This is a genomic window from Pseudomonas sp. NPDC087346 (assembly GCF_044744235.1).
Lineage (GTDB): Bacteria > Pseudomonadota > Gammaproteobacteria > Pseudomonadales > Pseudomonadaceae > Aquipseudomonas.
Window position 1 is genome coordinate 75396 of sequence record NZ_JBIUXX010000007.1, and the last position, 25670, is coordinate 101065.

The following is a 25670-nucleotide window of genomic DNA, read 5'->3' on the forward strand; positions in this document are numbered from 1 at the left end:
CAAGACTGCCTGACTAAGCTTGGCCGGGGGAAACTCACTCGGCCTTCGTTACGAATGGGCAAGGAGGGCATTGCGACCCGGCTGGCCATGTAAGGATGCTGACGAATGCCGCGTACTGATGTTCCTGTTTTACATCGTGGTTTACGCCCGTTGTTCCGTTTTGCGCTGTGCAGCCAATTGCTTTGGCCGGCACTGGCGTTTGCGGATACACCCTATGATCAGATGGTGCGTGATGCCCGTGCCGGGCAGTACACGCCTGCGCTGACGGTTTTGCGTCAGGTGCCGGCGGGGCAATCGACCACCGGGCAGATCAGCGATCACCTGCAAATCGCCAGTTGGGCCGGGCTTGACGCCGAAGTGGTGCAAGTCTACGAAACCCAGGGCCGTGACCGCGTACTGCCGGTGCAGGCGCTGACCGCCACCGCCCGCGCCTATCGCAACCTCAAGCGTTGGGATCAGGCGACTCAGGTCTACAACAAAGCCTTGGCGCTGGACCCGAACAACGCCGACCTGCAATTGGGTCTGGCGCTGACCCAGGCCGATTCCGGCAAGCCCGACGAAGCCGTCACCCGCACCAAAGCCTTGGTCGCCGCCAAACCTGACGATCCTTCCCGGCGTCTGGCGCTCGGCTACGCGCTGACCCGCGCCGGCAAGCAATACGACGCGCTGTTCGAGTACGACCAGGCGTTCATCCGCGCCGGTAGCAAACCGGAAGTCGCCCGTGAATACGTGGTCGCCCTGCAAAAGGCCCGTTTGCCGGAACCGGCGCTGCGTCTGGCCAAGCAACGGCCGGGGCTGATCGATCCGGTAACTTTGCGCCGTCTCGAAGGCGATCTTGCCGCCGAGCGCGTGCGTCTTGCCGAGTTCGCCAGCCGCACTGAAAAAGAACGCTACGTGATCGCCGACCGAGCGTTGGCCGATTACGACAAACTGCTCGCCACCTGGACTCCTGACGCCAGCGCCCACGACGACGTGGTTCGCTGGCGCATCGACCGCATGGGCGCGCTCAAGGCCCGGGCGCGCACCGCTGACGTCATCAGCGAATACCAAAAGCTGCAAGCTGAAAACGTGAAGATCCCGACCTACGCTTTGCGTTGGGTCGCCGCTGCCTATCTGGATCAGCGTCAGCCAGAAATCTCCACCGACCTCTATCGCCAGGTGCTTTCGGCGCCCGACGCCGATGCCGGTGATCGTCTCGAAGACACCACCGCGCTGTATTACTCGCTGCTCGAAAGTGATCGCGCCGTAGAGGCGCGCAAGGTCGCCGACGATCTGGCCAAGTCGCAACGTCCACGCATCGAACTCAAGGGCTTGCCAATCGGCAACCCCAATGACGAATGGATGGACGCCCAGCAACTCGCAGCGCAGGCCGGCGCCTATGGTTCCGACCTGCCGCACGGCGAGGAGCAGTTGCAGACACTGGTGGATCAGGCCCCGGGCAACGTCGGCCTGCGTCTGGCGCAAGCCGACCTTTATCTGGCCCGCCAATGGCCGCGCCGTGCGGAAAACCAGCTCAAGGAAACCGAGAGCATGGTGCCGCGCGATATGGGACTGGAACTTGCCCAGGCGCGGACAGCCATGACTCTGCAGGAATGGCGGCAGATGGATGCGCTGACCGACGATGTGGTCGAGCGCTACCCGGACAACCGTCAGGTACAACGAGCAGCACGCGAACGCGAAGTACACGACATGTCCGAACTGCGCGTCGAAGCCTACGGCGGCAAGGCCAACGGCGGTGGCGGCAGCGGTGCCGGGGCTGTCAGCGGCAGCCGGGATTTCGGTATCCAGAGCACCCTTTACAGCCCACCGATCAATGAAGACTGGCGCGTGTTTGCCGGCGTCGGTTATGCCACTGGCGATTTCGCCGAAGGCACCGGTACTGACCGCTTCCAGCGCGTCGGCCTGGAACGCCGCACCCGCGACATGACCCTCGAAGCCGAAGTCTCCAACCACGATTACGGCTACGGCGACAAACAAGGCGCGCGCATTGCGATTGCCCGCGACATCAACGACAACTGGCAGTACGGCGGCAGCCTCGCCTATCTGTCGGCCGAAACGCCGTTGCGTGCGCTGAACAGCGACATCAAGGCCAATGGCGGCAGCGGTTTCATCCGCTGGCGCGCCAACGAAAGTCGCGAGTGGAAACTGTCTGTCAGCCCCTCGCACTTCAGCGACGGCAACAACCGCGTCGAAGCCTTGCTCACCGGTCGCGAAGGCGTCTACAGCGCACCGAACGTGCAGGTCGATGCCGGTCTGGAAGTCGGCACCAGCCACAACTCCAACTCCGAGGATGTGCCGTACTTCAACCCGAAGGCGGACTTCAGCGTCATGCCGACGGTGAACGTCAATCACGTGCTCTACCACCGCTACGAAACATCCTGGAGCCAACAGTTCCAGGCCGGCGCGGGTACTTACAGCCAGCGTGATCACGGCACGGGCGGCATGGCAATGCTCGGTTACGGCCAGCGCTACGCCTGGAACGATGTATTCGAAGTGGGCGGCTTGTTGAGTGTGATCAACCGGCCTTACGACGGTGACCGGGAAACCGATCTGCGTCTGCTCGTCGACCTCACTTTCCGCTTCTAGAAGAGTTTGAAGATGCCTTTGATTTCGCGTTTCATCCTTCTGCTGGGAGTGCTGCTGATCAGCGCCTGTGCCCAGCAAGCCCCGGCGTTCACGCCGCCTTCCGAACGACCGGTGGCGGCCAGCGAAAAACCGTGGCCGAAAAATCATGTGTTGGGCATCGCCTATCACGACATCGAAGACCGCGATCCCGATCAAGCCGTGGTGGCGGTGCGCACCGAGCGCATGATCGAGCAACTCGCCTGGCTGCGGGAGAACGGCTACAAACCGGTGACGGTCGACCAGATCATGGCGGCGCGCAAGGGTGGCCCCGAGCTGCCGGCCAAAGCGATTCTGCTGAGCTTCGACGACGGTTATTCAAGCTTCTATACCCGCGTGCTGCCGGTTTTGCGCGCCTACAACTGGCACGCGCTGCTGGCGCCGGTCGGCACCTGGATCGATACACCGCTGAACCAGCCGGTGGACTTCGCCGGTACGCCGCGTGCGCGCTCCGACTTCCTGACCTGGGATCAGGTGCGGGAAATCTCGCAATCCGGGCTGGTGGAAATCGCGGCTCACACCGATGCCAGCCACAAAGGCATCCTCGCTAACCCGCAGGGCAACATGCAGCCTGCGGCGGCGACCCGGCGCTATGACCCGGTGACCAAACGCTACGAATCCGAAGAAGATTTCCGTGCACGGATTCGTACCGACGTGGTCACCATCTCGGAAAAAATCCGCAAGGTCACCGGTTACAAACCGCGCATCTGGGTCTGGCCATACGGCACGGCGGACGGCACTTCGCTGACCGTGGTCGGCGAGCAGGGCTACGAAATGGCCCTGACCCTCGACGACGGTCTCGACGCTCTCGACAACCTGATGAGTGGCCCGCGATTCCTCGTTGCGTCCGATCCGGACGGCGAGCATTTCGCCAATAGCATCGTCGCGGTGCAGTCCGATTTCGCCATGCGCGTGGTGCATGTCGATCTGGATAACGTCTACGACCCTGACCCGGCGCAACAGGAAATCAACCTCGGCAAACTAATCCAGCGTATGGCTGATATGGGCGCCAACACGGTGTTCCTGCAAGCTTTCGCCGATCCGAAGGGCGATGGCCTGGTGCACTCGCTGTACTTCCCTAACCGTCATCTGCCAATGCGTGCCGATATCTTCGACCGTGTGGCCTGGCAACTGCGCACTCGCGCCCATGTGAAAGTCTTCGCGTGGATGCCGGTGCTGAGCTTCGGCCTCGACGCCAAGTTGCCACGCGTGACCCGTTGGGACCCGAAAACCGGTACCACTTCGGTGGACCCGGATCAGTACAAGCGTCTGTCGCCATTCGATCCCGAAGTACGGCGGATCATCGGTGAAATCTACGAAGACGTGGCACGCCTGACCTCTGTCGACGGCATCCTCTACCACGATGACGCAGTGCTTTCGGACTTTGAAGACGCCAGCCCCGAGGCGCTGAAGGCTTACGCGGCGCACGGTTTGCCGGGTTCGATTGCCGCGCTTCGCGATGATCCGGCAGCGATGCAGCGCTGGACGCGCTTCAAGAGCCGCTACCTGATCGACTTCACCAATGAGCTGACTGCCAAGGTCCGCGCCATCCGTGGCCCGCAGGTACTGACGGCGCGCAACATATTTGCTGAACCGATGCTCAATCCGACCAGCGAAGCGTGGTTCGCGCAGAACCTTGACGACTTCCTCGCGACTTACGACTGGACGGCGCCGATGGCCATGCCGCTCATGGAAAAACAGACCCAGGCGCAATCCGGTCCATGGCTGGAAGCGCTGGTCGCCACCGTGAAGAAACGTCCCGGTGCGCTGGATCGCACGGTGTTCGAATTGCAGGCACGGGACTGGACGAAAAAAGACCAGAACGATATCGACGGTGCGCAACTGGCGGACTGGATGGGCCGCCTCAAGCGTCAGGGTGCAACCAGTTTTGGTTACTACCCGGACAACTTCCTCGACAACCTGCCGGACCTGAAAACCGTGCGGCCTGCGCTCTCCAACAAATGGAACCCATGACATGCTGGATAGACTGTTAGCCCTGCTTGTTCTGGCGATCGTCCTCGGCGTACCGCTGGGGCTGATCTTCCTGGTGACCGGGCAGTTCCTGATGGACTTCGTGTTTTTCTACCCGTTGTTCATGTCCGGGCTGTGGATTGCCGGTGGCCTGTATTTCTGGCTGCACTGGGAGCGGCACTGGCCGTGGAAGGATGACACCTTGCCGCCGCCACTGGCCGGCGAGCCGCTGATCTCGATCCTGATCCCTTGCTACAACGAAGGTGACAACGCCGCCGATACCATCCACGCCGCGCTGGCCCAGCATTACCCGAACATCGAAGTCATCGCGATCAACGACGGTTCCAAGGACAACACCGCGCAAGTGCTGGATGCCTTGGCCAAAGAAGATCCACGTCTGCGGGTCCTGCATCTGGCGGAAAACCAGGGCAAGGCTGTCGCCCTGCGCATGGGCGCCATCGCCGCACGTAGCGAATATCTGGTGTGCATCGACGGTGATGCGCTGCTCGCGCCGAACACGGCGGCCTATCTGGTAGCGCCAATGCTCGACAACGCACGGCTTGGTGCGGTGACCGGCAACCCACGGATTCGTACGCGTTCGACGCTGGTCGGACGGGTGCAGGTCGGTGAGTTCTCTTCGATCATCGGTCTGATCAAACGCACGCAGCGGGTATTCGGGCGAATCTTCACGGTGTCCGGCGTGATCGTCGCGTTCCGCCGTACGGCGTTGAACCGGGTCGGCTACTGGAGCCCGGACATGATCACCGAAGACATCGACATCAGCTGGAAGCTGCAACTCGACCACTGGAGCATCTTTTACGAACCGCGCGCACTGTGCTGGATTCTGATGCCGGAAACCCTCGGCGGGTTGTGGAAGCAGCGCCTGCGCTGGGCTCAGGGTGGCGCCGAAGTGTTGTTCAAGAATATTCGTGGCATCTGGCAGTACCGCCACCGTTATCTGTGGCCGTTGCTGTTCGAGTATTGCCTGTCGACCGGTTGGGCGTTCACTTTCCTGTTGTCGGTGATTTTCTGGGGCGTCGGCAAGTTTGTGGTCATGCCGGAAGCCATCGCCGTCGATCACCTGATGCCTCCGGCGTTTACCGGGTTGCTGCTGGCGTTCGTCTGTCTGGTGCAGTTCGCGATCAGCATCATCATCGATCGGCGTTACGAACCGGGTCTGGGCAAAACCATGTTCTGGGTGGTCTGGTACCCGCTGGTGTTCTGGTTCATCAGCCTGCTCACCACGCTGGTCAGCTTTCCCAAAGTGCTGTTCGGCCAACATCAGAAACGTGCGCGCTGGGTCAGTCCTGACCGGGGCATCAAACCGGTCGGCGATGACGAAGAGGAGGTTATCAAATGAAAATCATCCGGACTCGCCAGCGGCCGTTCCTGGTCGTGATCGACGTGATCCTCACGGTGCTGGCCTGGGTTGGCCTGCTGTTTCTGCTGGTCAGAGGGCTGTGGCCACTGATCGAAACCCATGCGGGTGGGCCGCTCATCGATAACTCGGCGTTCGAAGCGCTGGGCACTTTGCATATCTATCTGTGGGTAGCGTTGGTCAACGCGGTGATCCTGATTTCCTGGGCGCGTTATCAACAGCGTAAAAGCCGCAGCTTCGCTCAGCGGCGTTTGCCGGCGCCGGTGGTTGATGACGATGGGCTGAGCAAGAGTTTCAGACTCAACGATGACCGTTTGCAGAAACTGCGCACGCCGGGGGTGATGACTATTCACAACGATCAGGAAGGCGACATCAGCCATGTGGTGACGCATTTCTGGCCGGTTGAACAGGCCGAGTTGCCGCCGCCGCTGGCACCACTGGAAAATCCGCGGACGATCTTTCTGCATGCCGAGGATGATGATAATCGTGAACCGTCGAACCGCTGAGTCGGTTTTTCGTTAGTCGCGGATCAGTTTCCAGGCTTCATCGATGGGCAGTGGTTGTTTCATCCGTTCGGCGAGCATCGCCATCGCCCGCTCTTTCTCGCAGGCGATCGCGGCCACCACGAGGCCCTTGTTGCCGAACAGGCCAATGAAGGGCGGTTGCTCGGGCTCTCCTATGAACTCGATCTGATCCCATTGCTCGGCGTGGCCCAGATAGTCGTAATTCTTGCCGAAATGCCAGGTCCAGAAAAACGGCACATCGAGATAGTGTTCCTCGGCGCCGAGCATATTGGCAGCAGCGATTCGCGCATGCTGTTGGGCGAGGCGCCAGTGTTCGATGCGTTGTGGCTGACCGTTCAACGGGAACGTGGCGATGTCGCCAACCGCCCACAGGCCATCGGTCACGCGCATACCGCCGTCGACGCGTAATGACAGATCTTTCTCTCTTGGCAATGAGGCGAAAGCCTCGGTGGCCGGGCGCACGCCGATCCCGGCCAGAACCAGATCCGCAGCGATGCGCAAGCCATTGTCGAGCAGCACCGCTTCGACTTTACCGTCGCCGACGATTTCCTGGGCTTGATGTTCGGTGATGAATTTCACGCCGTGGTCTTCATGCCGTTGGCGGATCGCTTTGCCCACGGCTTCGCCGAATTGCGCGGCGAAAGGAATGGCATGCCGGGCGAGTACAGTGACTTCGAGTCCGTATTGACGCAGCGCCGAGGCGCATTCCATTGCGATGAAGCTGTCACCGATGATCACTGCCCGTTGCCCGGGTTCGGTGCCGCGCATGATCTGTTCGGCCTGCTGCCTTGAGCGCAGAACAAACACTTGTGGCAGATCGGCACCCGGCAACTCCAGTGTGTTGGGTGTGGCGCCGGTAGCCAGAACTGCCGCGTCGTATTGCAGGTTTTGGCCATCGTTCAAATGCAGGGTTTTCGCTTGAGCATCAATCGACGTTATTTCGCCGTGAATTCGTTCGATGCGTTGTTCTTGGTAGAAGCCTTGATCGCGCAATGCGGGTGTCTCTGAGGCCGACATGTCCCCGGCGAGTACAAACTTGCTCAACACCGTGCGGTCGTAACCGGCCTCGGGCTCGTGATCGATCAGCACGATGCGTCCGCCAAAACCCTTCTCGCGCAGCGCCGCCGCACACGCGGTGCCTGCCGCCCCGACGCCGACAATGATGAATGTGCGTGAATCATCTGCCGGAGGAACGTGCGGATCGGAAATCGGCTGGTCATCGACCCAGACTTCGTCGCCGCGCAGTTCCAAGGCGTAACGCTTGAGGCTGTCGAGGGCCGGCGGCTCGCACAGTCTGCCGTCCTCAGCGCGGAACGCCGCCTTGTGCCATGGGCAAATCAGACGTCCGTGACACAACGCACCGTCAGCCAATGGCGCGCCGGCGTGTGGGCATTCGCCCTGAAAGGCGCGTAATTGGCCTGCGACGCGTAACAGTACGATCTTGCAATCACCGATCTGCACTTGCAGGCCATGGTCTTCAGGAACATCGGCGAAACGGGCGACATGGTGCAGGGACATATTCGGCTTCCTCGCGGGCATTTCTCTTACGAGTTTGCGGCGCAGTGCGAGGTTCAGCCAATTGCCACTGCCACGGCACGAACGGTACAGCTATAGTTTGCAGGCCGACGACGGCCCAACTGCACAAGGTGCTCCCGGAATGACCCGATTGACCACTCTCAACCCTTGGCTGGCGGCCCTTGCCGTCGCCCTTTGCGTGCAGTTTCCGGCGCAGGCCCAGGAGCGCTTCACCCTTAGCATCCCCGGCGTTTCGGATAACCGCCTGTTCACCGCGGCTGCGGCCAGCGACGCGGCAGGCTGCGGCGGCAAGAACCAGTCGCCGGCGCTGAGCTGGAATGCCGGCCCGGCGGCCACCCAAAGCTATGCGATCGTCATGCACGATCCGGATGGCCAGAAAGGCCTGGGCGTCGATCACTGGATTCACTACGGCATCAAAGCCACCACCCGGCAGATCCCGGCCGGCGTCGGTGCCAAGTCCGCTTTCGAAGGCGTCGGCGGCACCAACAGCAAAGGCAATACGCACTACATGGGCCCTTGCCCGCCGACCGGCGACAGCGCGCACCACTACATCATTCAGATCTACGCCCTCGATCTGGCTCCAGACGCGTTGCCGGCCGGTCTGACCCGCGCCGAGCTGATGGAAAAAATCAAAGGTCATGTGCTGCGCAACAGCAGTGCAGTACGGCGTTATCACCGCTGAAAATATTTCCAGCGGGGTTTAACCCGAACTGAAGGGGCTGCCCGTCTCAAAGGATGAATGGATCAATTTCATCCCGAGGTCAGCCCCCATGTCTCTCCCTGTATCTTTCCTGCGGCCCGTGGCGGTCGGCGTGTTGCTCGCCGTTGCTGGCTGCGGCGTTACTTCTGATCCGCAATCTGCCGCTGTTCCCGCCCCAGCGCAGCCGCAAGTGTTGATTCAACATGAAGCGCTCAAGGCTGATGTGGCGATGGCCAAGCGCAGTGCGGGTGCCGCGCCGATGGCCAGTTTTGCACCAATGCCGGCAGGCGAAAGTTATCCACAGGGCTATCGCGCAGAGCAGCGCGAGCAATATCAAGCGCTCGCCGACAACCCGATCCATTCCGTCGCAGAAACCCCGGTCTCCACTTTCAGTGCCGACGTCGATACCGGCGCCTACGCTAACGTCCGCCGTTTGCTCAATCAGGGCCGCTTGCCGCCGGAAGGCGCGGTGCGGCTGGAGGAAATGGTCAATTATTTTCCCTACGACTATGCACTGCCCAGCGATGGCTCGCCGTTTGGCGTGACCACCGAACTGGCCGCCACTCCGTGGAATGCGCACACGCGTTTGCTGCGGATCGGCATCAAGGCTTCCGATCGTGCGGTGGCAGAACTGGCCCCGGCGAATCTGGTGTTTCTGGTGGATGTGTCCGGTTCGATGGATCGCCGCGAAGGCCTGCCGCTGGTTAAAAGCACCCTGAAACTGTTGGTTGATCAGTTACGCGAACAGGATCGGGTGTCGCTGGTGGTGTATGCCGGCGAATCGCGAGTGGTGCTGGAGCCAACATCCGGTCGCGAAAAAGCCAAAATTCGTACCGCCATCGAGCAACTGACGGCGGGTGGTTCTACGGCAGGCGCTTCCGGTATCGAACTGGCCTATCAGATGGCGCAACAGGCGTTCATCGCCAAAGGCATCAACCGCATCCTGCTGGCCACCGACGGTGACTTCAATGTCGGTGTCAGCGACTTCGACAGCTTGAAACAAATGGCTGTGGATAAGCGCAAGAGCGGGATTTCCCTGACGACCCTGGGTTTCGGTGTGGATAACTACAATGAACACTTGATGGAACAACTGGCCGACGCCGGTGACGGCAACTATGCCTACATCGACAACCTGCGCGAGGCGCGCAAAGTGCTGGTCGATCAGCTCGCTTCGACCCTCGCGGTGGTGGCGAAAAACGTCAAGTTGCAGGTGGAGTTCAACCCGGCGCAGGTCAGCGAATACCGTTTGCTGGGTTATGAAAACCGTGCGCTCAAGCGTGAGGATTTCAGCAACGACAAGGTCGATGCCGGTGAAATCGGGGCAGGACACACGGTGACAGCGCTGTATGAAATTGTCCCCGCAGGCGAGAAGGGCTGGCTGGAGCCGCTGCGCTACGGCAAGGCTGCTGTCGCAATGTCTGAAAACACAGGAGAGATGGCGATGCTGCGTGTGCGATATCAGTCGCCGGAAGGTGGGAAAAGTCTTTTGATCGAGCACCCGATCAGCAATCAGGTCAAACCGGCCAGCGAGGATCTGCGTTTTGCCGCTGCGGTCGCGGCGTTTTCCCAGCAACTCAAGGACGGTCGCTATACCGGCGATTTCAGCCTGCAAGACACCGAAAAACTGGCCCGAGGGGCGCGGGGCGATGATCGCTTCGGTCTGCGCAACGAGTTCGTGCAACTGGTGGAGCTGGCGCAGAGCCTGCGTACTTCAACCGCATCCAACGTGATGCCGACCGAACGACGGATTGAATAGTGAGCCGTTTGAAGGGCTTCATCAGTCAGCTGTTTGCCCCCGCAGACAGCCCCGCCGCCAGCAGCGATGAGTCGTTGCTGGCGCGTTACCGTGAAGGCGACGTTGTGGCGTTCGAGATTTTGTACGCCCGCCATCGCCAGGGTTTGTATCGGTTCTTGCTGGGTTTGAGTGGCAAGCCAGAACTGGCGGAAGAGGTCTATCAGGAAACCTGGCTGAGCCTGATCCGCAGCAGCAGTCAGCCACAGGGCCGGGCGACATTTCGTACGTGGCTGTTCCAGATTGCCCGCAATCGATTGATCGATCACTGGCGCAAGCACGGCGTCCATCAACCGTTGCATGACAGCTATGACGAGCAGGTCCACGCTGTCAGCGATGAGGCGAGTGATCCCGAGCAATTGCTCAATCTCAGCCGCGACAGCCAACGCCTGGAAAATGCCCTGCAAATCCTGCCCGCCGACCAGCGTGAAGTCTTTCTGCTGCGCGCCCACGGCGATCTCGATCTGGCGCAAATCGCCAGCCTCACCGAAACACCGCTGGAGACCGTCAAAAGCCGTTTGCGCTACGCCCAGCAAAAACTGCGTCGGCTGCTGGCCGAGGAGGTACTGACATGACTGACGCCCGCCAGACACCCGAAGAACAACTGCTCAAGCACTATCGTGAGCAACACAACGCTGAGCCATCGGCGCGTCTTGATGCCTTTATTCTCGATGCCGCCCACCGGCAAACCCCGGCGCCGAAGCCGAGCCTGTGGCAGCGCTGGCTGCAAGCCTGTCAGAGACCACGTTATCAAGTGGCGTTCGCCAGCCTGGTCGGCGTGGCATTGATGTTGTCACTGGTGCAGCGCGCTCCCGAGCCGCTACCCCAATACGACTTCGCCCCGGCCGCGAAACCCGCTGCACCGCTGGCTAAAAAACAAGCGCCGGAAGCGCAATCGCTGGCCGCACCGGCAGGCGGCATGCCCGCTCCCGCGCCGATGATGGAAATGGCCGCACCGATGCAAAGCGAAGCGATCAGCGCGGACATGGCCGACCAAGCCAAGACCAGCAAGCGCGCCGCCGCCCCGGCCAATGGCCTGGACCAGCAACTACAAGAAGTTCTGCGCCTGCGTGAATCCGGCCAGTCGCAAGCGGCTGATGCGCTGTTCAACAACCTGCACAAACGCTACCCCAATGCCGATCTCGACGCACGACTCAAACAATTACAAGAAAACTGATCACAGCAACCCCCAGCGATTTGGCATTGCCCCGCAAAAACGCGCACTATCGGGGCATTGCCGATGCGCTGGAGAACAAAGTGGCACCGAAAATCGACCGCATCGCCCAACTCCTCAACTGCCCGGAAAAGGGCGAGGAGATGCGGCGAGCGATTACCGAAGCTCGTAAGGAATTTCTGCTCAACCAATCGGAAGAAGACGTGCTGGAAGAGGACGTTTATGACGAGGAGGTTGAGGAGGAAGAAGACGACGAGGATGAGGGTTATGACGAGTTTGACTGGACGACGGAGTGAAGGTGATTTGCCGATCGTTCGCGTTTATACATATCCAAATCGCTGTTCTGACGGCCTCCGACATGCTGGAGCTTCGCCTTTGATTACCCCCGCCTGCGATTGATTCCTGACGTTACGCCGATCATTTGCTCGTTGACCCTCAACTTCAAAAAAGAGCACTATAAGGTACTATTTTTTGTACCTTTGGAGGCGTCATGGAGCAACTGCTTGCTAGTCGCTCGGTGAGTATCACCGAACTGAAACGCAGCCCCAGCACTGTGATCGAGCAGGCCGGCTTGGAGCCCATCGCCGTTCTCAACCATAATCGTCCCGCTGCCTACCTGCTGGCGCATGCGACTTATCAGGAATTGCTTGATCGCCTGCGAGCCGCTGAATTGCGCGAGGCGATTGCTGCAAGTCGCAATGATCCACGTCCGGCCGTGGCAGCCGACACCGTTTTTTCTGAGCTTGATGCACTTATAGATGACATCGAAGCAGAGCAAAATCGCCGATGAGGCGGTTGTTGTTTTCTGCACTTTCCCGCGACGATTTGCAGCAGATTGCCCGCTACATCGCTCGCGACAATCCTGGACGTGCCCGATCTTTCGTTAGCGAGTTGCGTGTGAGGTGTGAGCACCTCACCACCCAGCCGAATCAAGGGGTTTCCCGAGAGGAATGTGCCAAGGGGCTGAAAATGATCACTCATGGCCGATACTTGATTTTCTACTCGATCGTAGAGGGCGACATCCTGATAGAGCGCGTTCTGCATAGCGCGCAGGACCTCGCCCGGCTCTTTGAACTCAACAGCAACAATCAGCCTTGAAATGCATTGCCCACAAAAAAGCCCCAGACCGTGAAGTCTGAGGCTTTTTCGTTTCTATCTATGGTGCACCAGGCGGGATTCGAACCCACGACCCCTGCCTTCGGAGGGCAGTACTCTATCCAGCTGAGCTACTGGTGCAGCGGGCGACATCATACCTAGGTCGGCTCGGGGCGTCCATGCTGGGTTTTAGCAGGTATTGTCAGTGCGGATGTCGGATCGGCGGCGGCATTCCATAAAGCTGTAACGTTCTGCAAAAGGCTCGTTTGGCGCTTTGGCGGGACTGATCTATCGTTTGCCTGCGACCGGGGCTTTTGGCTCGTTGATCTGAAAAATTCAGCAAAAGCGGGGTTTTTGTTCTTTTTTTCGAACGGCCTATTGTCCTTTACCCCCTTTGATCCTAGGATTCGTTTGAGATTTCAAACGCTCTTTGACCGGGTGCCGAGCCGCACGTGTTGCTGGCCGTGCGCTGATAAAGTGCTTCAACCCGGTAATGATTTCCCTGACGGCAGCCTTGCGAGGCGCCTTTCTACAATCATAATTTTGCTCCGCGTCTGTCGCGGTGCTGTTAAGGAAAGCCGACATGCAGCTTAAAGACACCCAGTTGTTCCGCCAGCAAGCCTTCATTGATGGCGCTTGGGTAGACGCGGACAACGGTCAGACGATCAAGGTCAACAACCCGGCAACCGGCGAGATCCTCGGTACCGTGCCGAAGATGGGCGCTGCCGAAACCCGCCGTGCCATCGAGGCCGCCGACAAGGCACTGCCGGCCTGGCGTGCACTGACCGCCAAGGAACGTGCGGGCAAACTGCGTCGCTGGTTCGAACTGATGATCGAGAACCAGGACGACCTGGCTCGCCTGATGACCCTCGAGCAGGGCAAGCCGCTGGCCGAAGCCAAGGGCGAAATCGTTTACGCCGCTTCGTTCATCGAGTGGTTCGCCGAAGAAGCCAAGCGCATCTATGGCGACGTGATCCCGGGCCACCAGCCGGACAAGCGCCTGATCGTGATCAAGCAGCCAATCGGCGTTACCGCGGCCATCACGCCGTGGAACTTCCCGGCCGCGATGATCACCCGTAAAGCCGGCCCGGCACTGGCCGCTGGCTGCACCATGGTGCTCAAGCCGGCTTCGCAAACCCCATTCTCCGCATTCGCTCTGGCCGAACTGGCCCAGCGTGCCGGCATTCCTGCGGGCGTGTTCAGCGTTGTTTCCGGCAGCGCCGGCGACATCGGCAGCGAGCTGACCAGCAACCCGATCGTGCGCAAACTGTCCTTCACCGGCTCGACCGAAATCGGTCGTCAACTGATGGCTGAATGCGCCAAGGACATCAAGAAAGTCTCGCTGGAACTGGGCGGCAACGCGCCGTTCATCGTGTTCGACGACGCGGACCTGGATAAGGCCGTCGAAGGCGCGATCATTTCCAAGTACCGCAACAACGGCCAGACCTGCGTTTGTGCCAACCGTCTGTACATTCAGGATTCGGTCTACGACGCGTTCGCCGAGAAACTGAAAGTGGCAGTCGCCAAACTGAAGATCGGCAACGGTCTGGAAGACGGCACCACCACTGGCCCGCTGATCGACGAAAAAGCCGTGGCCAAGGTCAAAGAGCACATCGCTGACGCTGTGGCCAAAGGCGCAACCGTGCTGGCCGGTGGCAAGCAGATGGAAGGCAACTTCTTCGAGCCGACCATCCTGACCAACGTGCCGAAAAACGCAGCCGTGGCCAAGGAAGAAACTTTCGGCCCACTGGCGCCGCTGTTCCGCTTCAAAGACGAAGCCGAAGTGATCGCGATGTCCAACGACACCGAGTTCGGTCTGGCCTCGTACTTCTATGCTCGCGACCTGGGCCGTGTGTTCCGTGTGGCTGAAGCCCTGGAATACGGCATGGTCGGCGTCAACACCGGGCTGATCTCCAACGAAGTCGCGCCGTTCGGCGGCATCAAGGCCTCGGGCCTGGGCCGTGAAGGCTCCAAGTACGGCATCGAAGATTACCTAGAAATCAAATACCTCTGCCTGGGCATCTAAGCCCGGCCTGGCATTGCTTTAAACGCAAAGGGCACGAGAGCGCTGTCCCTTTGCGTCGTTTCAAACCGGAATTTTCTCTGCGGCCGGGAACGCCGTGGCAGTCGATCATCGCATGCTGCCACCGTCGATTCCTCCCGCTTAATCCTTGAACCACGCCGCCCGATGAGCGGCGAATGAGGACTGTAATGAGCAAGACTAACGCTGAACTGATGGCCCGCCGTACCGCAGCTGTTCCACGTGGTGTAGGCCAGATTCACCCGATCTTCGCCGAGTCGGCAAAGAACGCGACCGTGACTGACGTTGAAGGTCGTGAATTCATCGACTTCGCCGGCGGTATCGCTGTACTGAACACCGGCCATTTGCACCCGAAAATCATCGCCGCCGTGACCGAGCAACTGAACAAGCTGACTCACACCTGCTTCCAGGTACTGGCCTACGAGCCGTACGTTGAGCTGTGCGAAAAAATCAACGCCAAGGTGCCAGGTGATTTCGACAAGAAAACCCTGCTGGTCACCACCGGTTCCGAAGCCGTAGAAAACGCCGTGAAAATCGCCCGTGCCGCCACTGGCCGTGCTGGCGTGATCGCCTTCACCGGCGCTTACCACGGTCGCACCATGATGACTCTGGGTCTGACCGGTAAAGTCGTACCTTACTCGGCCGGCATGGGTCTGATGCCAGGCGGCATCTTCCGTGCTCTGTACCCGAACGAACTGCACGGCGTGAGCGTTGATGATTCGATCGCTTCCATCGAACGCATCTTCAAGAACGACGCCGAGCCGAAAGACATCGCCGCGATCATCATCGAGCCAGTTCAGGGCGAAGGTGGTTTCTACGTCGCGCCGAAAGAATTCATGAAGCGTCTGCGTGCCCTGTGCGACCAGCACGGCATCCTGCTGATCGCTGACGAAGTGCAGACCGGCGCTGGCCGTACCGGCACTTTCTTCGCCATGGAACAGATGGGCGTCAGCGCCGACCTGACCACTTTCGCCAAATCCATCGCTGGCGGCTTCCCGCTGGCCGGTGTTTGCGGCAAGGCCGAGTACATGGACGCCATCGCTCCAGGCGGTCTGGGCGGCACCTACGCTGGTAGCCCGATTGCTTGCGCCGCGGCGCTGGCCGTGATGGAAGTGTTCGAAGAAGAAAACCTGCTGGACCGCTGCAAGGCAGTCGGCGAGCGTCTGGTCACTGGCCTCAAAGCCATCCAGGCCAAGTACCCGGTGATCGGCGAAGTCCGTGCGCTGGGCGCGATGATTGCGGTCGAGCTGTTCGAAAATGGCGACAGCCACAAGCCAAACGCCGCTGCTGTGGCCTCGGTCGTGGCCAAGGCTCGCGACAAGGGCCTGATCCTGCTGTCCTGCGGCACCTACGGCAACGTTCTGCGCGTACTCGTACCGCTGACCTCGCCGGACGAGCAACTGGACGCAGGTCTGGCGATCATCGAAGAGTGCTTCTCGGAGCTGTAAGCCCCGGCACTGTGTGATCGGATCGACAAAAAACCCGCTTCGGCGGGTTTTTTCATGCCCCTGAAACACTTCGACCGCTTTAGCGCTGTATCGAAAGGCCAGCATTGGCTAAGGTTCAGGCATTGCAAGGGAGAGCGCGCATGACTGCCGTTGTATTACCCGCGGTACCCCGAGTGCTGATCGCCGAGGCTGATCCGTGGTCTCGGGATCTGCTCAAACAAGTGCTGCTGAATGTGCGCTGCGATGCGCGGCTGGATCTGTGTGCCGATGGCCAGCAAGCTCTGTCGCTGCTCAGCGAAGTGCCGTATGACCTGGCGATTGTCGATTGGGAGTTGCCCGGCATTGATGGTCTGAGCGTGTTGCGCAGTGTGCGTCAGCGCAAACGCAATCCGCCGCTGCCGTTCATTCTGATGAGCAGCCGCAACGACAGCGCCAGCGTGCGCGAAGCGTTGCCGTTGGCACCGACGGCGTACCTGACCAAACCGCTGAACATGGAAAGCTTGACCGAGCGCTTGCAGGGTTTGCTGCTGAACGCTGGTGAAGAGGTGTTCTGCGAAGTGCCGGCGCTGGCGCCGGGCATGACCCTGTCGGTGTTCCTTGAGCGGCGCCGCGAGCAGACCGATGGCGCGCCACTGATGACCGATGTGCAAGTGGCGGTGAAGCGCAGTCTGAATCCCAATGGTCTGGATCTGAACCTGCTGGAGCAGGAAATCCGCACTGATCCGCAGATCACTGCAGTGTTGATCGCGGCGGCCAACAGTGCGGCGCAACATCAAAGCGCGCCCGTGCAGACCTTGGGACAGGCGCTGCATCGGCTCGGCACCGGGCAGAGCATGAACCTGATTCTGGGGCTGGCGCTCAAGCGCAGCGCGAAACTCAGCGATCCTTGTCTGGCGGATTATGCCGAGCGTTATTGGGGCTTGTCACTGCACACCGCTGAATACGCGCGCACGCTGGCACGCCTGCTCGATCTGGATCAGGAACGCTGTTACTGCGCGGGGATGCTGCATCGACTGGGTGATCTGGCGTTGCTGCGCTGTTTGCAGGAATGGCAGCAGGCGGGCGGTGAGCTGGATGAACTGGAAGAGGTCGGCGAGGCGCTGGCGGAATTTGGTGCGGCTTACGGCTCGGCACTGCGAACTCGCTGGCGTCTGCCGCTGGAGTTGCGTGAGTTGATTGCTTCGGTTTATCAGCTCGGTGGCGGGGTGTATTCCCGCGAAGCGCTGGTGATGAACATGGCGGCGCAGATGGCCCGATTGACCGAGCATGAAGGCGTGGAGGAGTTGGCGAAAAGCCGTACGGCGCGATTGCTCAAGATCGGTCTGCCGGAACTGATGCGGATGCGTAAATAACCCGCGTGATTCCATGTAGGAGCTGCGGCACGCTGCGATCTTTTGATCCTGATCTTTAAAGTCAAAAGATCGCAGCGTGCCGCAGCTCCTACACGGGTTATGTGTTGGACCGAAATTCCGGGCTCAACCAGAGACGATCCGGTTCTTGCCCTGGCGCTTGGCTTCGTACATCGCCGCATCCGCGCGGGCGAACAAGCTGTCGAGGTTCTCGTCCTCGGCGGTGAGGCTGGTCAGGCCCTGGCTGACGGTGATGCCGAACGCCTGGCCATCATGGCTGAAGCTCAAGCGCTGAATCTCTCGTTGCAGCCGTTCGGCCACTTGCATCGCCATGTCCGGCGCACACCCCGGGAACACGGCAGCAAATTCCTCTCCACCAATTCGTCCGAACAGGTCACCGCGTCGCAGGGATGCAAGCCCACATTCGGCGATGCGTTGCAGGACGTTGTCGCCCTCGGGATGGCCATAGGAGTCGTTGACGACCTTGAAGTCATCGATATCGAGTAGCAGAAAGGCCAGTGGCGCGCCTTGCAAACGGGCCTGTTCGAACTCGCGGTTGGCGCATTCGAAGAAGTGCCGGCGGTTGCTGCTCTGGGTCAGCACGTCAGTGGTGGCCAGCCGTTGCAGTTCGGTTTCCATCTGCTTCTTGTCGGTGATGTCTTCGGCGATGCCGACGATGATCACTGGCTGGCCGGGTTCTTCCTGGCGATTGATGAAGCATTTGTCGCTGAGCCAGCGTATCTGGCCGTCGGCGGCGATGATCCGGTACTCGCGATCTTCCACCGCGCCTTTGTGCAGGACTTGGGCGAGGCTTTGCTCGGCGTAGTCCAGGTCGTCCGGGTAGATGCTGTCGCGCCATTGGTTGTAGTCCGCCAGCAACAGCCCGGCAGAGCGCCCGAAAATTCGTTCATAGGCCGGGCTGACGTACAGCACCTGCCGAGTTTCCCAATTGAAGGCCCAAAGCACCGCGTTGACGCTGACCAGCAGTGAACTGAACAGTTGTTCCCGTTCGCTCAGGCGGGCGACCTCGCCTTGGGCGTGCATCAGTGCCATGAGGGTTTGCGCGGCTTCGGGCCACTGCGGGAGGGACGAGTCTTTTTGATTGTTGTTGACCATCGACACTTGTCTCAAAGGGCGTGCCGCGTATGACGACAGCGGCCACCAATAAGCCCGCCGGGGTGGCGAAGTGTCTTTGAGATAGGGGTTTTGGAGCTAAGTTCCGACCTTTTTTGGCGGGGGAGCTTGCTCCCGCCGGGCGGTACCGACACCGCGTTTTGTTTGTCAAAACGCGGTGTAGGGTTCTACGACTGCTGCGCAGCGAGCGGGAGCAAGCTCCCTCGCCACAATCACACGGCTGCAGGGCGCAGCGAGTAGGTCTTCAGCTGGTTGGCGAAGTCGCGCAGGGAATGAATGCCGCTGGACTCGGCCTCGTGAATCCATTCCTTCATCGCCGCGAGCATATCGTGGCCATTTGCACTGGTCTTGACCCAGATCTGCTGCAGGGCCAGGCGTTTCTCGTAAATTACCTTCAGTGCCTGACTGTGTTCGAGCATGTTCTGGATGCGCTGGTGATGACGATCTTCCAACAGGCTGGTTTCCCGTGACAGCAGGCGTTTGGCCCGATGAAACTGGTCACGCACCGAGTGATCGACTTTGGCCAGTTCCTGTTTGACCAGCGGGCCAATCACCAGCTTGCGGTACTGGGCCATGATCTGGAAACGGTTGTTGAGGATCGCCATGGCGGTGTCCATGTCCAGATTGCCCTTGCCTTCGACGCGGTGGGCAATTGGCGCAACGCGCTGCACCTTGGCCAGACGCAGGAAGCTGAAGACTTTGATCCACGCCCAGCCGAGGTCGAACTCCCACTTCTTCACCGACAGTTTGGCCGAGTTGGGGTAGGTGTGATGGTTGTTATGCAGTTCTTCGCCACCGATCAGAATGCCCCACGGCACCAGATTGGTCGCGGCATCGCGGCATTCGAAGTTGCGGTAGCCGACGGCATGGCCGAGACCATTGACGACGCCAGCGGCCCACACAGGAATCCACATCATCTGGATCGCCCAGATGGTGATGCCGATGGTGCCGAACAGCAGCAGGTCGATAACACCCATGATCGCCACACCCAGCAACGGATAACGGCTGTAGAGGTTACGTTCGATCCAGTCTTCCGGGCAGTTCTTGCCGTAGATGCGCAGGGTCTCGGGGTTTTCGGCTTCGGCGCGATACAACTCGGCACCTTTGCGCAGCACCGTGGACAGACCTTTGATCACCGGACTGTGCGGGTCATCTTCGGTTTCGCATTTGGCGTGGTGCTTGCGGTGGATGGCCGTCCACTCGCGGGTGTTCTGTGCCGTGGTCAGCCACAGCCAGAAGCGGAAGAAATGTTTCAGGCCAGCATTCAGCTCCAGCGAGCGATGGGCCGAGTAACGGTGCAGATAGACCGTGACACCAATAATTGTCACGTGGGTCATCAGCAGGGTGACAGCGACCAGTGACCAGGCCGACAAGCCAAGAAAACCTTCGTACCACATAGGCTATAGGGCCCTCGATAAAGATAAAAACAGCCGTTGCATTATCACTAAGCACACAGATAAAACCAGTCGCCCTTTCAGATAAGAGTCGCTGGATGTTTCTTGACCTATAATTCCAACCTTTTTGTAGGGACATGGACAGCCGAATGCCTGCCATTTATCGCGATGCCATGCGTGCAGCGCTGCTTTACCTGTTGTTTGCCATAGTCTGGCTGCGCGGCACTGGTTACTTATTGAACAGTTTCTTTGATGAGTCTGTCGACCTGGAGCGTTGGCAACTGATCAACGGTTACGTCTGGGCCGCGATCAGCGCCGGATTGATCTTTCTTGCGCGGGCTAAATTGTGTGAGGTTTTGGGCATCGGCGCGCGTTTGCGCGAGCGTCAGGCGGATCGCGAACGTCTGCGCCAAGCCGCGGCGGTGTTCGATTGCACCCGTGAAGGCGTGTTGGTCACCGACCGCCAGGGCCTGATCGTGCACGTCAACCGTGCGTTCATCGAGATCACCGGTTATCAGCGTGAAGAGGTCCTCGGCCATCAACCGAGCCTGTTCAAGTCCGGCCATCATCCACCGGGTTTCTATCAGGCGATGTTCGCCACGCTGCAAAGTCAGGGTGAGTGGAGCGGGGAAATCTGGAACCGTCGCAAAAGCGGCGAAATCTACCCGCAATGGCAGACCATCCGCGTCATTCACGACGATCAGGGTCGGCTCAGTCATTACGTCGCGGTGTTCTCTGATATCAGTGCGATCAAGGATTCCGAGCACGAACTCAAGCACCTCGCGCACCACGATCCTTTGACCGATCTGCCGAACCGTCTGCTGTTCAGTGACCGTGCCGAGCAGGCGCTGGCCTCGGCGCAGATCCACAAACGCGGTTGCGCCTTGCTGATGCTCGATCTCGATCACTTCAAGATGATCAACGACAGTCTCGGGCACAACGTCGGTGACAGTTTGCTCAAGGCGGTGGCAGTGCGTTTGCAGGAACTGTTCGGGCCGGGCATCACTCTGGCGCGGCTCGGCGGCGATGAGTTTGCGGTGCTGGCCGAGAGTTGTCCGCAACTGGTGCAGGCAGCAGCGCTGGCGCAGCGCATTCTCGATGCCCTCAAGGAGCCGTTCTGCATCAACGGTCACCAACTGTTTATCAACGCCAGCATCGGCATCAGCCTGTTCCCCAGCGATGCCTTGAGTGCCGAGCAACTGCTGCGCAATGCCGATGCGGCGCTGTTCAAGGCCAAGAGCAGCGGGCGCAATGGCTACGCGTTGTACACCGAAGAACTCACTGCACATGCGCAGCGGCGGGTTGAGATCGCTTTCGAACTGCGCCGTGCGATTGAGCAGCAGGAACTGCGGGTTTACTACCAACCGGTGCATGAGTTGAAAACCAGTCGCCTGATTGGCGTCGAGGCGCTGGTGCGCTGGCAGCATCCGCAGCGTGGTCTGGTGTCGCCGGCGGAGTTCATCCCGATTGCCGAGCGCACCGGACTGATCGCCGAAATCGACGCCTGGGTAATGCAGCAGGCCTGCCGGCAGATGTGCCAATGGCAGCAGGATGGTGTGGTGTTGTCGTTTATCGCGGTGAATGTCTCGTCACGGTTGTTCGCCCGTCGTGAGCTTTATCAGCAGGTGGCGCAGGTGCTGCATGACACCGGACTGGACCCGGCTTATCTGGAACTGGAAGTGACTGAAAGCGCGGTGATGGAAGATCCGGAGGTGGCGCTGGAGCAGATGCATCACCTGCGTGAATTGGGGATTCGGCTGGCCATCGACGATTTCGGCACTGGCTATTCGTCGCTGCTGCGGCTCAAGCGCCTGCCGGTGCAGAAGCTCAAGATCGATCAGGGTTTCGTCGCCGGCCTGCCGTGGGATGAGGATGATGCGGCAATTGTCCGGGTGATCATCGCACTAGCCCGCAGCATGGGCATGCAGGTGCATGCCGAGGGGATCGAACAGGCTGAGCAGGCGGCTTTCCTGTTGGGACAGGAATGCGATCTGGGTCAGGGTTACTGGTTCGGACGGCCGAGCCCGCCGCAGGATATTGATTGGACGAAGGCGCCAGTTATTGGCTGACAAGTCTGTTGAAGCTGAGCGCTGATCTTGTGGCGAGGGGATTTATCCCCGCTGGGTCGCGGAGCGGCCCCGTTCTTTATCCAGGTAGCAGGGGACTGCTGCGCAGTCCAACGGGGATAAATCCCCTCACCACAGGTTTTCAGTGTTCTTCAGGAGCTTGAACACCGCGCAAACCCTTGCCCCGCCACATAATGTTTTTCAGTTATATAAACATTCTTAAATAGTCTTTTTAAGAATATCCGCGCCTCTCTTATATTGCTCCCACGCCGAACGCAGTGCCGCCCACTGCCAGGCAAATCCCATACAAAGGAGCAGCACCATGAGCGCATCCCTGCGTAGCGTTGACGGTCAGGACGAAACCACCATTTTGCGTGAAATCCAGAGCGCTCTGCGCGATCTGCGTTTCGGCGCGGTGGAGATCACTGTGCACAACGCTCAAGTCGTCCAGATCGAACGTAAAGAGAAATTCCGCTTGCAGCAGCCGGGCAACAAACCGAGCTGATCCGTAGAGCAAAAGATCGCAGCCTGCGGCAAGTCCAACAGGGGATCTGCACAGGAGCTGTCGGAGGCGGCGATCTTTAACCGGCACCCGATTCAGCAATACATAAGAAAAAGCCAATAGAATTCCAGGAGCTTTCACCATGTCGTCGATTCGCCGTTACGCTTTGGCCGCTCTGGCCAGCGCTGTGTTTGCCGGTTCCGCGGTTGCCAAGGACTACGAGCTGCTCAACGTGTCGTATGACCCGACGCGTGAGCTGTATCAGGACTACAACGCTGAATTCATCAAGTTCTGGCAGCAGGAACACGCTGGCGACAACGTGAAAATCCAGCAGTCTCATGGTGGCTCGGGCAAACAGGGCCGTGCGGTGATCGACGGTCTGCGTGCCGACGTCGTGACCCTGGCACTGGCCGGCGACATCGACGAAATCGCCAAACTCGGCAAGACCCTGCCCGCCGACTGGCAGAAACGTCTGCCGGACGCCAGCACTCCATATACCTCGACCATCGTGTTCCTGGTGCGCAAAGGCAACCCGAAAGGCATCAAGGACTGGGGCGATCTGGTCAAGAATGACGTCTCGGTGATTACTCCGAACCCGAAAACCTCCGGCGGTGCACGCTGGAACTTCCTCGCGGCCTGGGCTTACGGCCTGAAAGCCAACGGCGGTAGCGAAGCCAAGGCCAAGGAATACGTACAGACCCTGTTCAAGCATGTGCCGGTTCTGGATACCGGTGCTCGCGGCTCGACCATTACCTTCGTCAACAACGGTCAGGGCGACGTGTTGCTGGCCTGGGAAAACGAAGCGTTCCTCGCGCTGAAAGAAGACGGCGGCGCCGACAAGTTCGACATCGTTGTACCTTCGCTGTCGATCCTTGCCGAACCTCCGGTGGCTGTGGTCGACAAGAACGCCGAGAAGAAGGGCAACGAACAGATCGCCGAAGCCTACCTCAAGCACCTGTACAGCCCGGCGGGTCAGGAAATCGCGGCGAAAAACTTCTACCGTCCACGGGATAAAGACGTCGCCGCCAAATACGCCCAGCAGTTCCCGAAACTGGAACTGGTAACCATCGACAAGGACTTCGGCGGCTGGAAAACCGCTCAGCCGAAATTCTTCAACGACGGTGGCGTGTTCGACCAGATCTATCAGGCGCAGTAATCTGATTTCAACCACACCACGAGCCTGATGCTCAGGCGCGGAAAATGTGGGAGCGAGCCTGCTCGCGAATGCGGTGTGTCAGAGGACGTAAAGTTGACTGATACTCCCTCTTCGCGAGCAGGCTCGCTCCCACATTGGTGCGTTTAGCGGAATGCGTTTTTAACCAGGGACTTTTATGTCGCGTCGTATCTCCCCCGTCATACCCGGCTTCGGGCTGACGCTGGGCTACACCTTGGTGTACCTCAGCCTGATTGTGCTGATCCCGCTGGCGGCGATGTTCGTCCATGCCGCCCAACTCACCTGGGATCAGTTCTGGACGATCATCTCGGCACCCCGCGTACTGGCGGCGTTGAAGCTGAGCTTCGGCACCGCGCTGTGTGCGGCGATCATCAACGGCATTATCGGCACGCTGCTCGCCTGGGTGCTGGTGCGCTACACCTTCCCGGGGCGCAAGATCATCGACGCGATGATCGATCTGCCGTTTGCGCTGCCGACCGCTGTAGCCGGTATCGCCTTGACCGCGTTGTACGCCCCCAACGGTCTGGTCGGCCAATTTGCCGCCGACCTCGGTTTCAAAATCGCCTATTCGCCACTCGGGATCACTCTGGCGCTGACCTTCGTCACCCTGCCGTTCGTGGTGCGTACGGTGCAACCGGTGTTGGCCGATATACCGCGTGAAGTCGAAGAAGCGGCCGCGTGCCTCGGCGCGAAACCGTTGCAGGTGTTCCGCCACATTCTACTGCCGGCACTGCTGCCAGCCTGGTTGACCGGTTTTGCCCTGGCGTTTGCCCGTGGTGTCGGCGAGTACGGCTCGGTGATTTTCATCGCCGGTAACATGCCGATGAAAACCGAAATCCTGCCGCTGCTGATCATGGTCAAACTCGACCAGTATGATTACACCGGCGCCACTTCCATCGGCGTGCTGATGCTGGTGGTTTCCTTCGTCCTGTTGCTGCTGATCAACTTGTTGCAGCGGCGCATCGAAACCCCATAAGGAGGCGCGAACATGTCCCAATCGTCTATTGCGGCCGCCTCTTCGGCCAACGCCGCCCGCCGTGGCAGTGCGAATTCACGACGCGTATTGATCGGCCTCGGCTGGCTGGTGTTTTTCCTGTTTCTGGTACTGCCGCTGTTCATCGTGGTATCGCAAGGCTTGAAGAACGGCTTCGGCGCATTCTTCACTGCGATCTTCGAACCGGACGCACTGTCGGCGCTGAAACTGACGCTGATCGCCGTGCTGATCTCGGTGCCGCTGAACGTGGTGTTCGGCGTCAGTGCCGCGTGGTGCGTGAGCAAGTATTCGTTCCGCGGCAAGAGCATGCTGGTGACGCTGATCGACCTGCCGTTTTCGGTATCGCCGGTCATCGCCGGTCTGGTCTACGTGCTGATGTTCGGCGCACAGGGCTTCTTCGGGCCTTGGCTGCAGGACCACGACATTCAAATCGTGTTCGCCTTGCCGGGCATCGTGCTGGCGACGATCTTCGTCACCGTGCCGTTCGTGGCCCGTGAACTGATCCCGCTGATGCAGGAACAAGGCACGCAGGAAGAGGAAGCCGCACGTCTGCTCGGCGCCAATGGCTGGCAGATGTTCTGGCATGTCACCGTGCCGAACATCAAGTGGGGCCTGATCTATGGCGTGGTGTTGTGTACCGCGCGGGCGATGGGTGAGTTCGGTGCGGTGTCGGTGGTTTCCGGGCACATTCGCGGGGTGACCAATACCTTGCCGCTGCACGTCGAGATCCTCTACAACGACTACAACCACGTAGCCGCGTTCGCCGTGGCGATCCT

22 protein-coding genes and 1 tRNA gene are annotated in these 25670 nt (G+C 59.9%); 19 read left to right on the top strand and 4 right to left on the bottom strand.

Going from position 1 to position 25670, the window contains the following annotated elements:
• The first annotated feature begins 105 nt into the window (after positions 1 to 105).
• The 4 genes from pgaA to pgaD are packed head-to-tail and all read left to right on the top strand — an operon-like array spanning position 106 to position 6477.
• Positions 106 to 2586 carry a poly-beta-1,6 N-acetyl-D-glucosamine export porin PgaA gene (gene pgaA, locus ACIOZM_RS06340; protein WP_401210833.1) on the top strand — a complete coding sequence of 827 codons (2481 nt, stop codon included), beginning with the start codon at positions 106 to 108 and terminating at the stop codon, positions 2584 to 2586.
• 12 nt (positions 2587 to 2598) lie between these two features.
• Positions 2599 to 4596 (top strand): poly-beta-1,6-N-acetyl-D-glucosamine N-deacetylase PgaB, encoded by a 1998-nt coding sequence (gene pgaB / locus ACIOZM_RS06345; protein WP_401210835.1) that lies wholly within the window; start codon positions 2599 to 2601, stop codon positions 4594 to 4596.
• Position 4597: 1 nt separating this feature from the next.
• Positions 4598 to 5953 (top strand): poly-beta-1,6-N-acetyl-D-glucosamine synthase, encoded by a 1356-nt coding sequence (gene pgaC, locus ACIOZM_RS06350; RefSeq protein ID WP_401210838.1) that lies wholly within the window; start codon positions 4598 to 4600, stop codon positions 5951 to 5953.
• On the top strand, positions 5950 to 6477 hold the full coding sequence (pgaD, locus tag ACIOZM_RS06355; RefSeq protein ID WP_401210840.1) for a poly-beta-1,6-N-acetyl-D-glucosamine biosynthesis protein PgaD: 528 nt from the start codon (positions 5950 to 5952) through the stop codon (positions 6475 to 6477). The genes pgaC and pgaD overlap by 4 nt, the downstream gene beginning before the upstream one ends.
• Positions 6478 to 6489: 12 nt before the next feature.
• Here the strand turns inward: pgaD and ACIOZM_RS06360 are convergent, their stop codons facing one another.
• Positions 6490 to 8013 carry an FAD-dependent oxidoreductase gene (locus ACIOZM_RS06360; protein ID WP_401210843.1) on the bottom strand — a complete coding sequence of 508 codons (1524 nt, stop codon included), beginning with the start codon at positions 8011 to 8013 and terminating at the stop codon, positions 6490 to 6492.
• 139 nt (positions 8014 to 8152) lie between these two features.
• On the opposite strand from ACIOZM_RS06360, the gene ACIOZM_RS06365 reads away from it, so the two are divergent.
• From ACIOZM_RS06365 to ACIOZM_RS06395, 7 genes are all read left to right on the top strand, one after another.
• Positions 8153 to 8713 (top strand): YbhB/YbcL family Raf kinase inhibitor-like protein, encoded by a 561-nt coding sequence (locus tag ACIOZM_RS06365; RefSeq protein WP_401210846.1) that lies wholly within the window; start codon positions 8153 to 8155, stop codon positions 8711 to 8713.
• A gap of 88 nt (positions 8714 to 8801) precedes the next feature.
• A complete protein-coding gene (locus tag ACIOZM_RS06370; RefSeq protein ID WP_401210848.1) occupies positions 8802 to 10487 on the top strand; it encodes a von Willebrand factor type A domain-containing protein in 1686 nt (561 codons plus the stop codon).
• A 29-nt stretch (positions 10488 to 10516) separates the two neighbouring features.
• Positions 10517 to 11098 carry an RNA polymerase sigma factor gene (locus ACIOZM_RS06375; protein ID WP_401211046.1) on the top strand — a complete coding sequence of 194 codons (582 nt, stop codon included), beginning with the start codon at positions 10517 to 10519 and terminating at the stop codon, positions 11096 to 11098.
• Positions 11095 to 11700 (top strand): hypothetical protein, encoded by a 606-nt coding sequence (locus ACIOZM_RS06380; protein ID WP_401210851.1) that lies wholly within the window; start codon positions 11095 to 11097, stop codon positions 11698 to 11700. Before ACIOZM_RS06375 ends, ACIOZM_RS06380 begins: the two co-directional genes overlap by 4 nt.
• A 20-nt stretch (positions 11701 to 11720) precedes the next feature.
• On the top strand, positions 11721 to 11993 hold the full coding sequence (locus ACIOZM_RS06385; protein ID WP_401210854.1) for a hypothetical protein: 273 nt from the start codon (positions 11721 to 11723) through the stop codon (positions 11991 to 11993).
• A gap of 194 nt (positions 11994 to 12187) precedes the next feature.
• Positions 12188 to 12487 carry a type II toxin-antitoxin system Phd/YefM family antitoxin gene (locus ACIOZM_RS06390; protein WP_401210857.1) on the top strand — a complete coding sequence of 100 codons (300 nt, stop codon included), beginning with the start codon at positions 12188 to 12190 and terminating at the stop codon, positions 12485 to 12487.
• A gap of 8 nt (positions 12488 to 12495) precedes the next feature.
• Positions 12496 to 12795, top strand: a complete 300-nt coding sequence (locus ACIOZM_RS06395) for a type II toxin-antitoxin system RelE/ParE family toxin (protein WP_401210860.1) — start codon at positions 12496 to 12498, stop codon at positions 12793 to 12795.
• 61 nt (positions 12796 to 12856) lie between these two features.
• On the opposite strand, the gene ACIOZM_RS06400 is transcribed toward ACIOZM_RS06395, so the two are convergent.
• Positions 12857 to 12933, bottom strand: a tRNA-Arg gene (locus ACIOZM_RS06400).
• Positions 12934 to 13375: 442 nt separating this feature from the next.
• Between ACIOZM_RS06400 and gabD the strand changes: the two genes are divergently transcribed.
• From gabD to ACIOZM_RS06415, 3 genes are all read left to right on the top strand, one after another.
• Positions 13376 to 14818: an NADP-dependent succinate-semialdehyde dehydrogenase gene (gene gabD, locus ACIOZM_RS06405; protein WP_401210863.1), complete on the top strand. Its 1443-nt coding sequence runs from the start codon at positions 13376 to 13378 to the stop codon at positions 14816 to 14818.
• 185 nt (positions 14819 to 15003) lie between these two features.
• The gene (gene gabT / locus ACIOZM_RS06410) at positions 15004 to 16281 is read left to right on the top strand and encodes a 4-aminobutyrate--2-oxoglutarate transaminase (protein ID WP_401210866.1); all 1278 of its coding nucleotides are present in this window, start codon (positions 15004 to 15006) and stop codon (positions 16279 to 16281) included.
• A gap of 140 nt (positions 16282 to 16421) precedes the next feature.
• On the top strand, positions 16422 to 17633 hold the full coding sequence (locus ACIOZM_RS06415) for an HDOD domain-containing protein (RefSeq protein WP_401210869.1): 1212 nt from the start codon (positions 16422 to 16424) through the stop codon (positions 17631 to 17633).
• A gap of 123 nt (positions 17634 to 17756) precedes the next feature.
• Here the strand turns inward: ACIOZM_RS06415 and ACIOZM_RS06420 are convergent, their stop codons facing one another.
• Positions 17757 to 18746 carry a GGDEF domain-containing protein gene (locus tag ACIOZM_RS06420; RefSeq protein WP_401210871.1) on the bottom strand — a complete coding sequence of 330 codons (990 nt, stop codon included), beginning with the start codon at positions 18744 to 18746 and terminating at the stop codon, positions 17757 to 17759.
• 230 nt (positions 18747 to 18976) lie between these two features.
• Positions 18977 to 20161 (bottom strand): delta-9 fatty acid desaturase DesA, encoded by a 1185-nt coding sequence (desA, locus tag ACIOZM_RS06425; protein WP_401210874.1) that lies wholly within the window; start codon positions 20159 to 20161, stop codon positions 18977 to 18979.
• 146 nt (positions 20162 to 20307) lie between these two features.
• Here desA and dibA point away from each other — a divergent pair, with 146 nt between their 5' ends.
• From dibA to cysW, 5 genes are all read left to right on the top strand, one after another.
• The gene (dibA, locus tag ACIOZM_RS06430; protein WP_401210876.1) at positions 20308 to 22227 is read left to right on the top strand and encodes a phosphodiesterase DibA; all 1920 of its coding nucleotides are present in this window, start codon (positions 20308 to 20310) and stop codon (positions 22225 to 22227) included.
• 319 nt (positions 22228 to 22546) lie between these two features.
• A complete protein-coding gene (gene oscA, locus ACIOZM_RS06435; protein WP_003220508.1) occupies positions 22547 to 22729 on the top strand; it encodes a sulfur starvation response protein OscA in 183 nt (60 codons plus the stop codon).
• Positions 22730 to 22868: 139 nt separating this feature from the next.
• Complete coding sequence (locus ACIOZM_RS06440) at positions 22869 to 23882, top strand: sulfate ABC transporter substrate-binding protein (RefSeq protein WP_401210878.1); 1014 nt, start codon at positions 22869 to 22871, stop codon at positions 23880 to 23882.
• 175 nt (positions 23883 to 24057) lie between these two features.
• Complete coding sequence (cysT, locus tag ACIOZM_RS06445) at positions 24058 to 24876, top strand: sulfate ABC transporter permease subunit CysT (protein WP_401210880.1); 819 nt, start codon at positions 24058 to 24060, stop codon at positions 24874 to 24876.
• Positions 24877 to 24888: 12 nt separating this feature from the next.
• The coding region (gene cysW / locus ACIOZM_RS06450) for a sulfate ABC transporter permease subunit CysW (RefSeq protein ID WP_401210882.1) at positions 24889 to 25670 on the top strand (782 nt) is incomplete at its 3' end.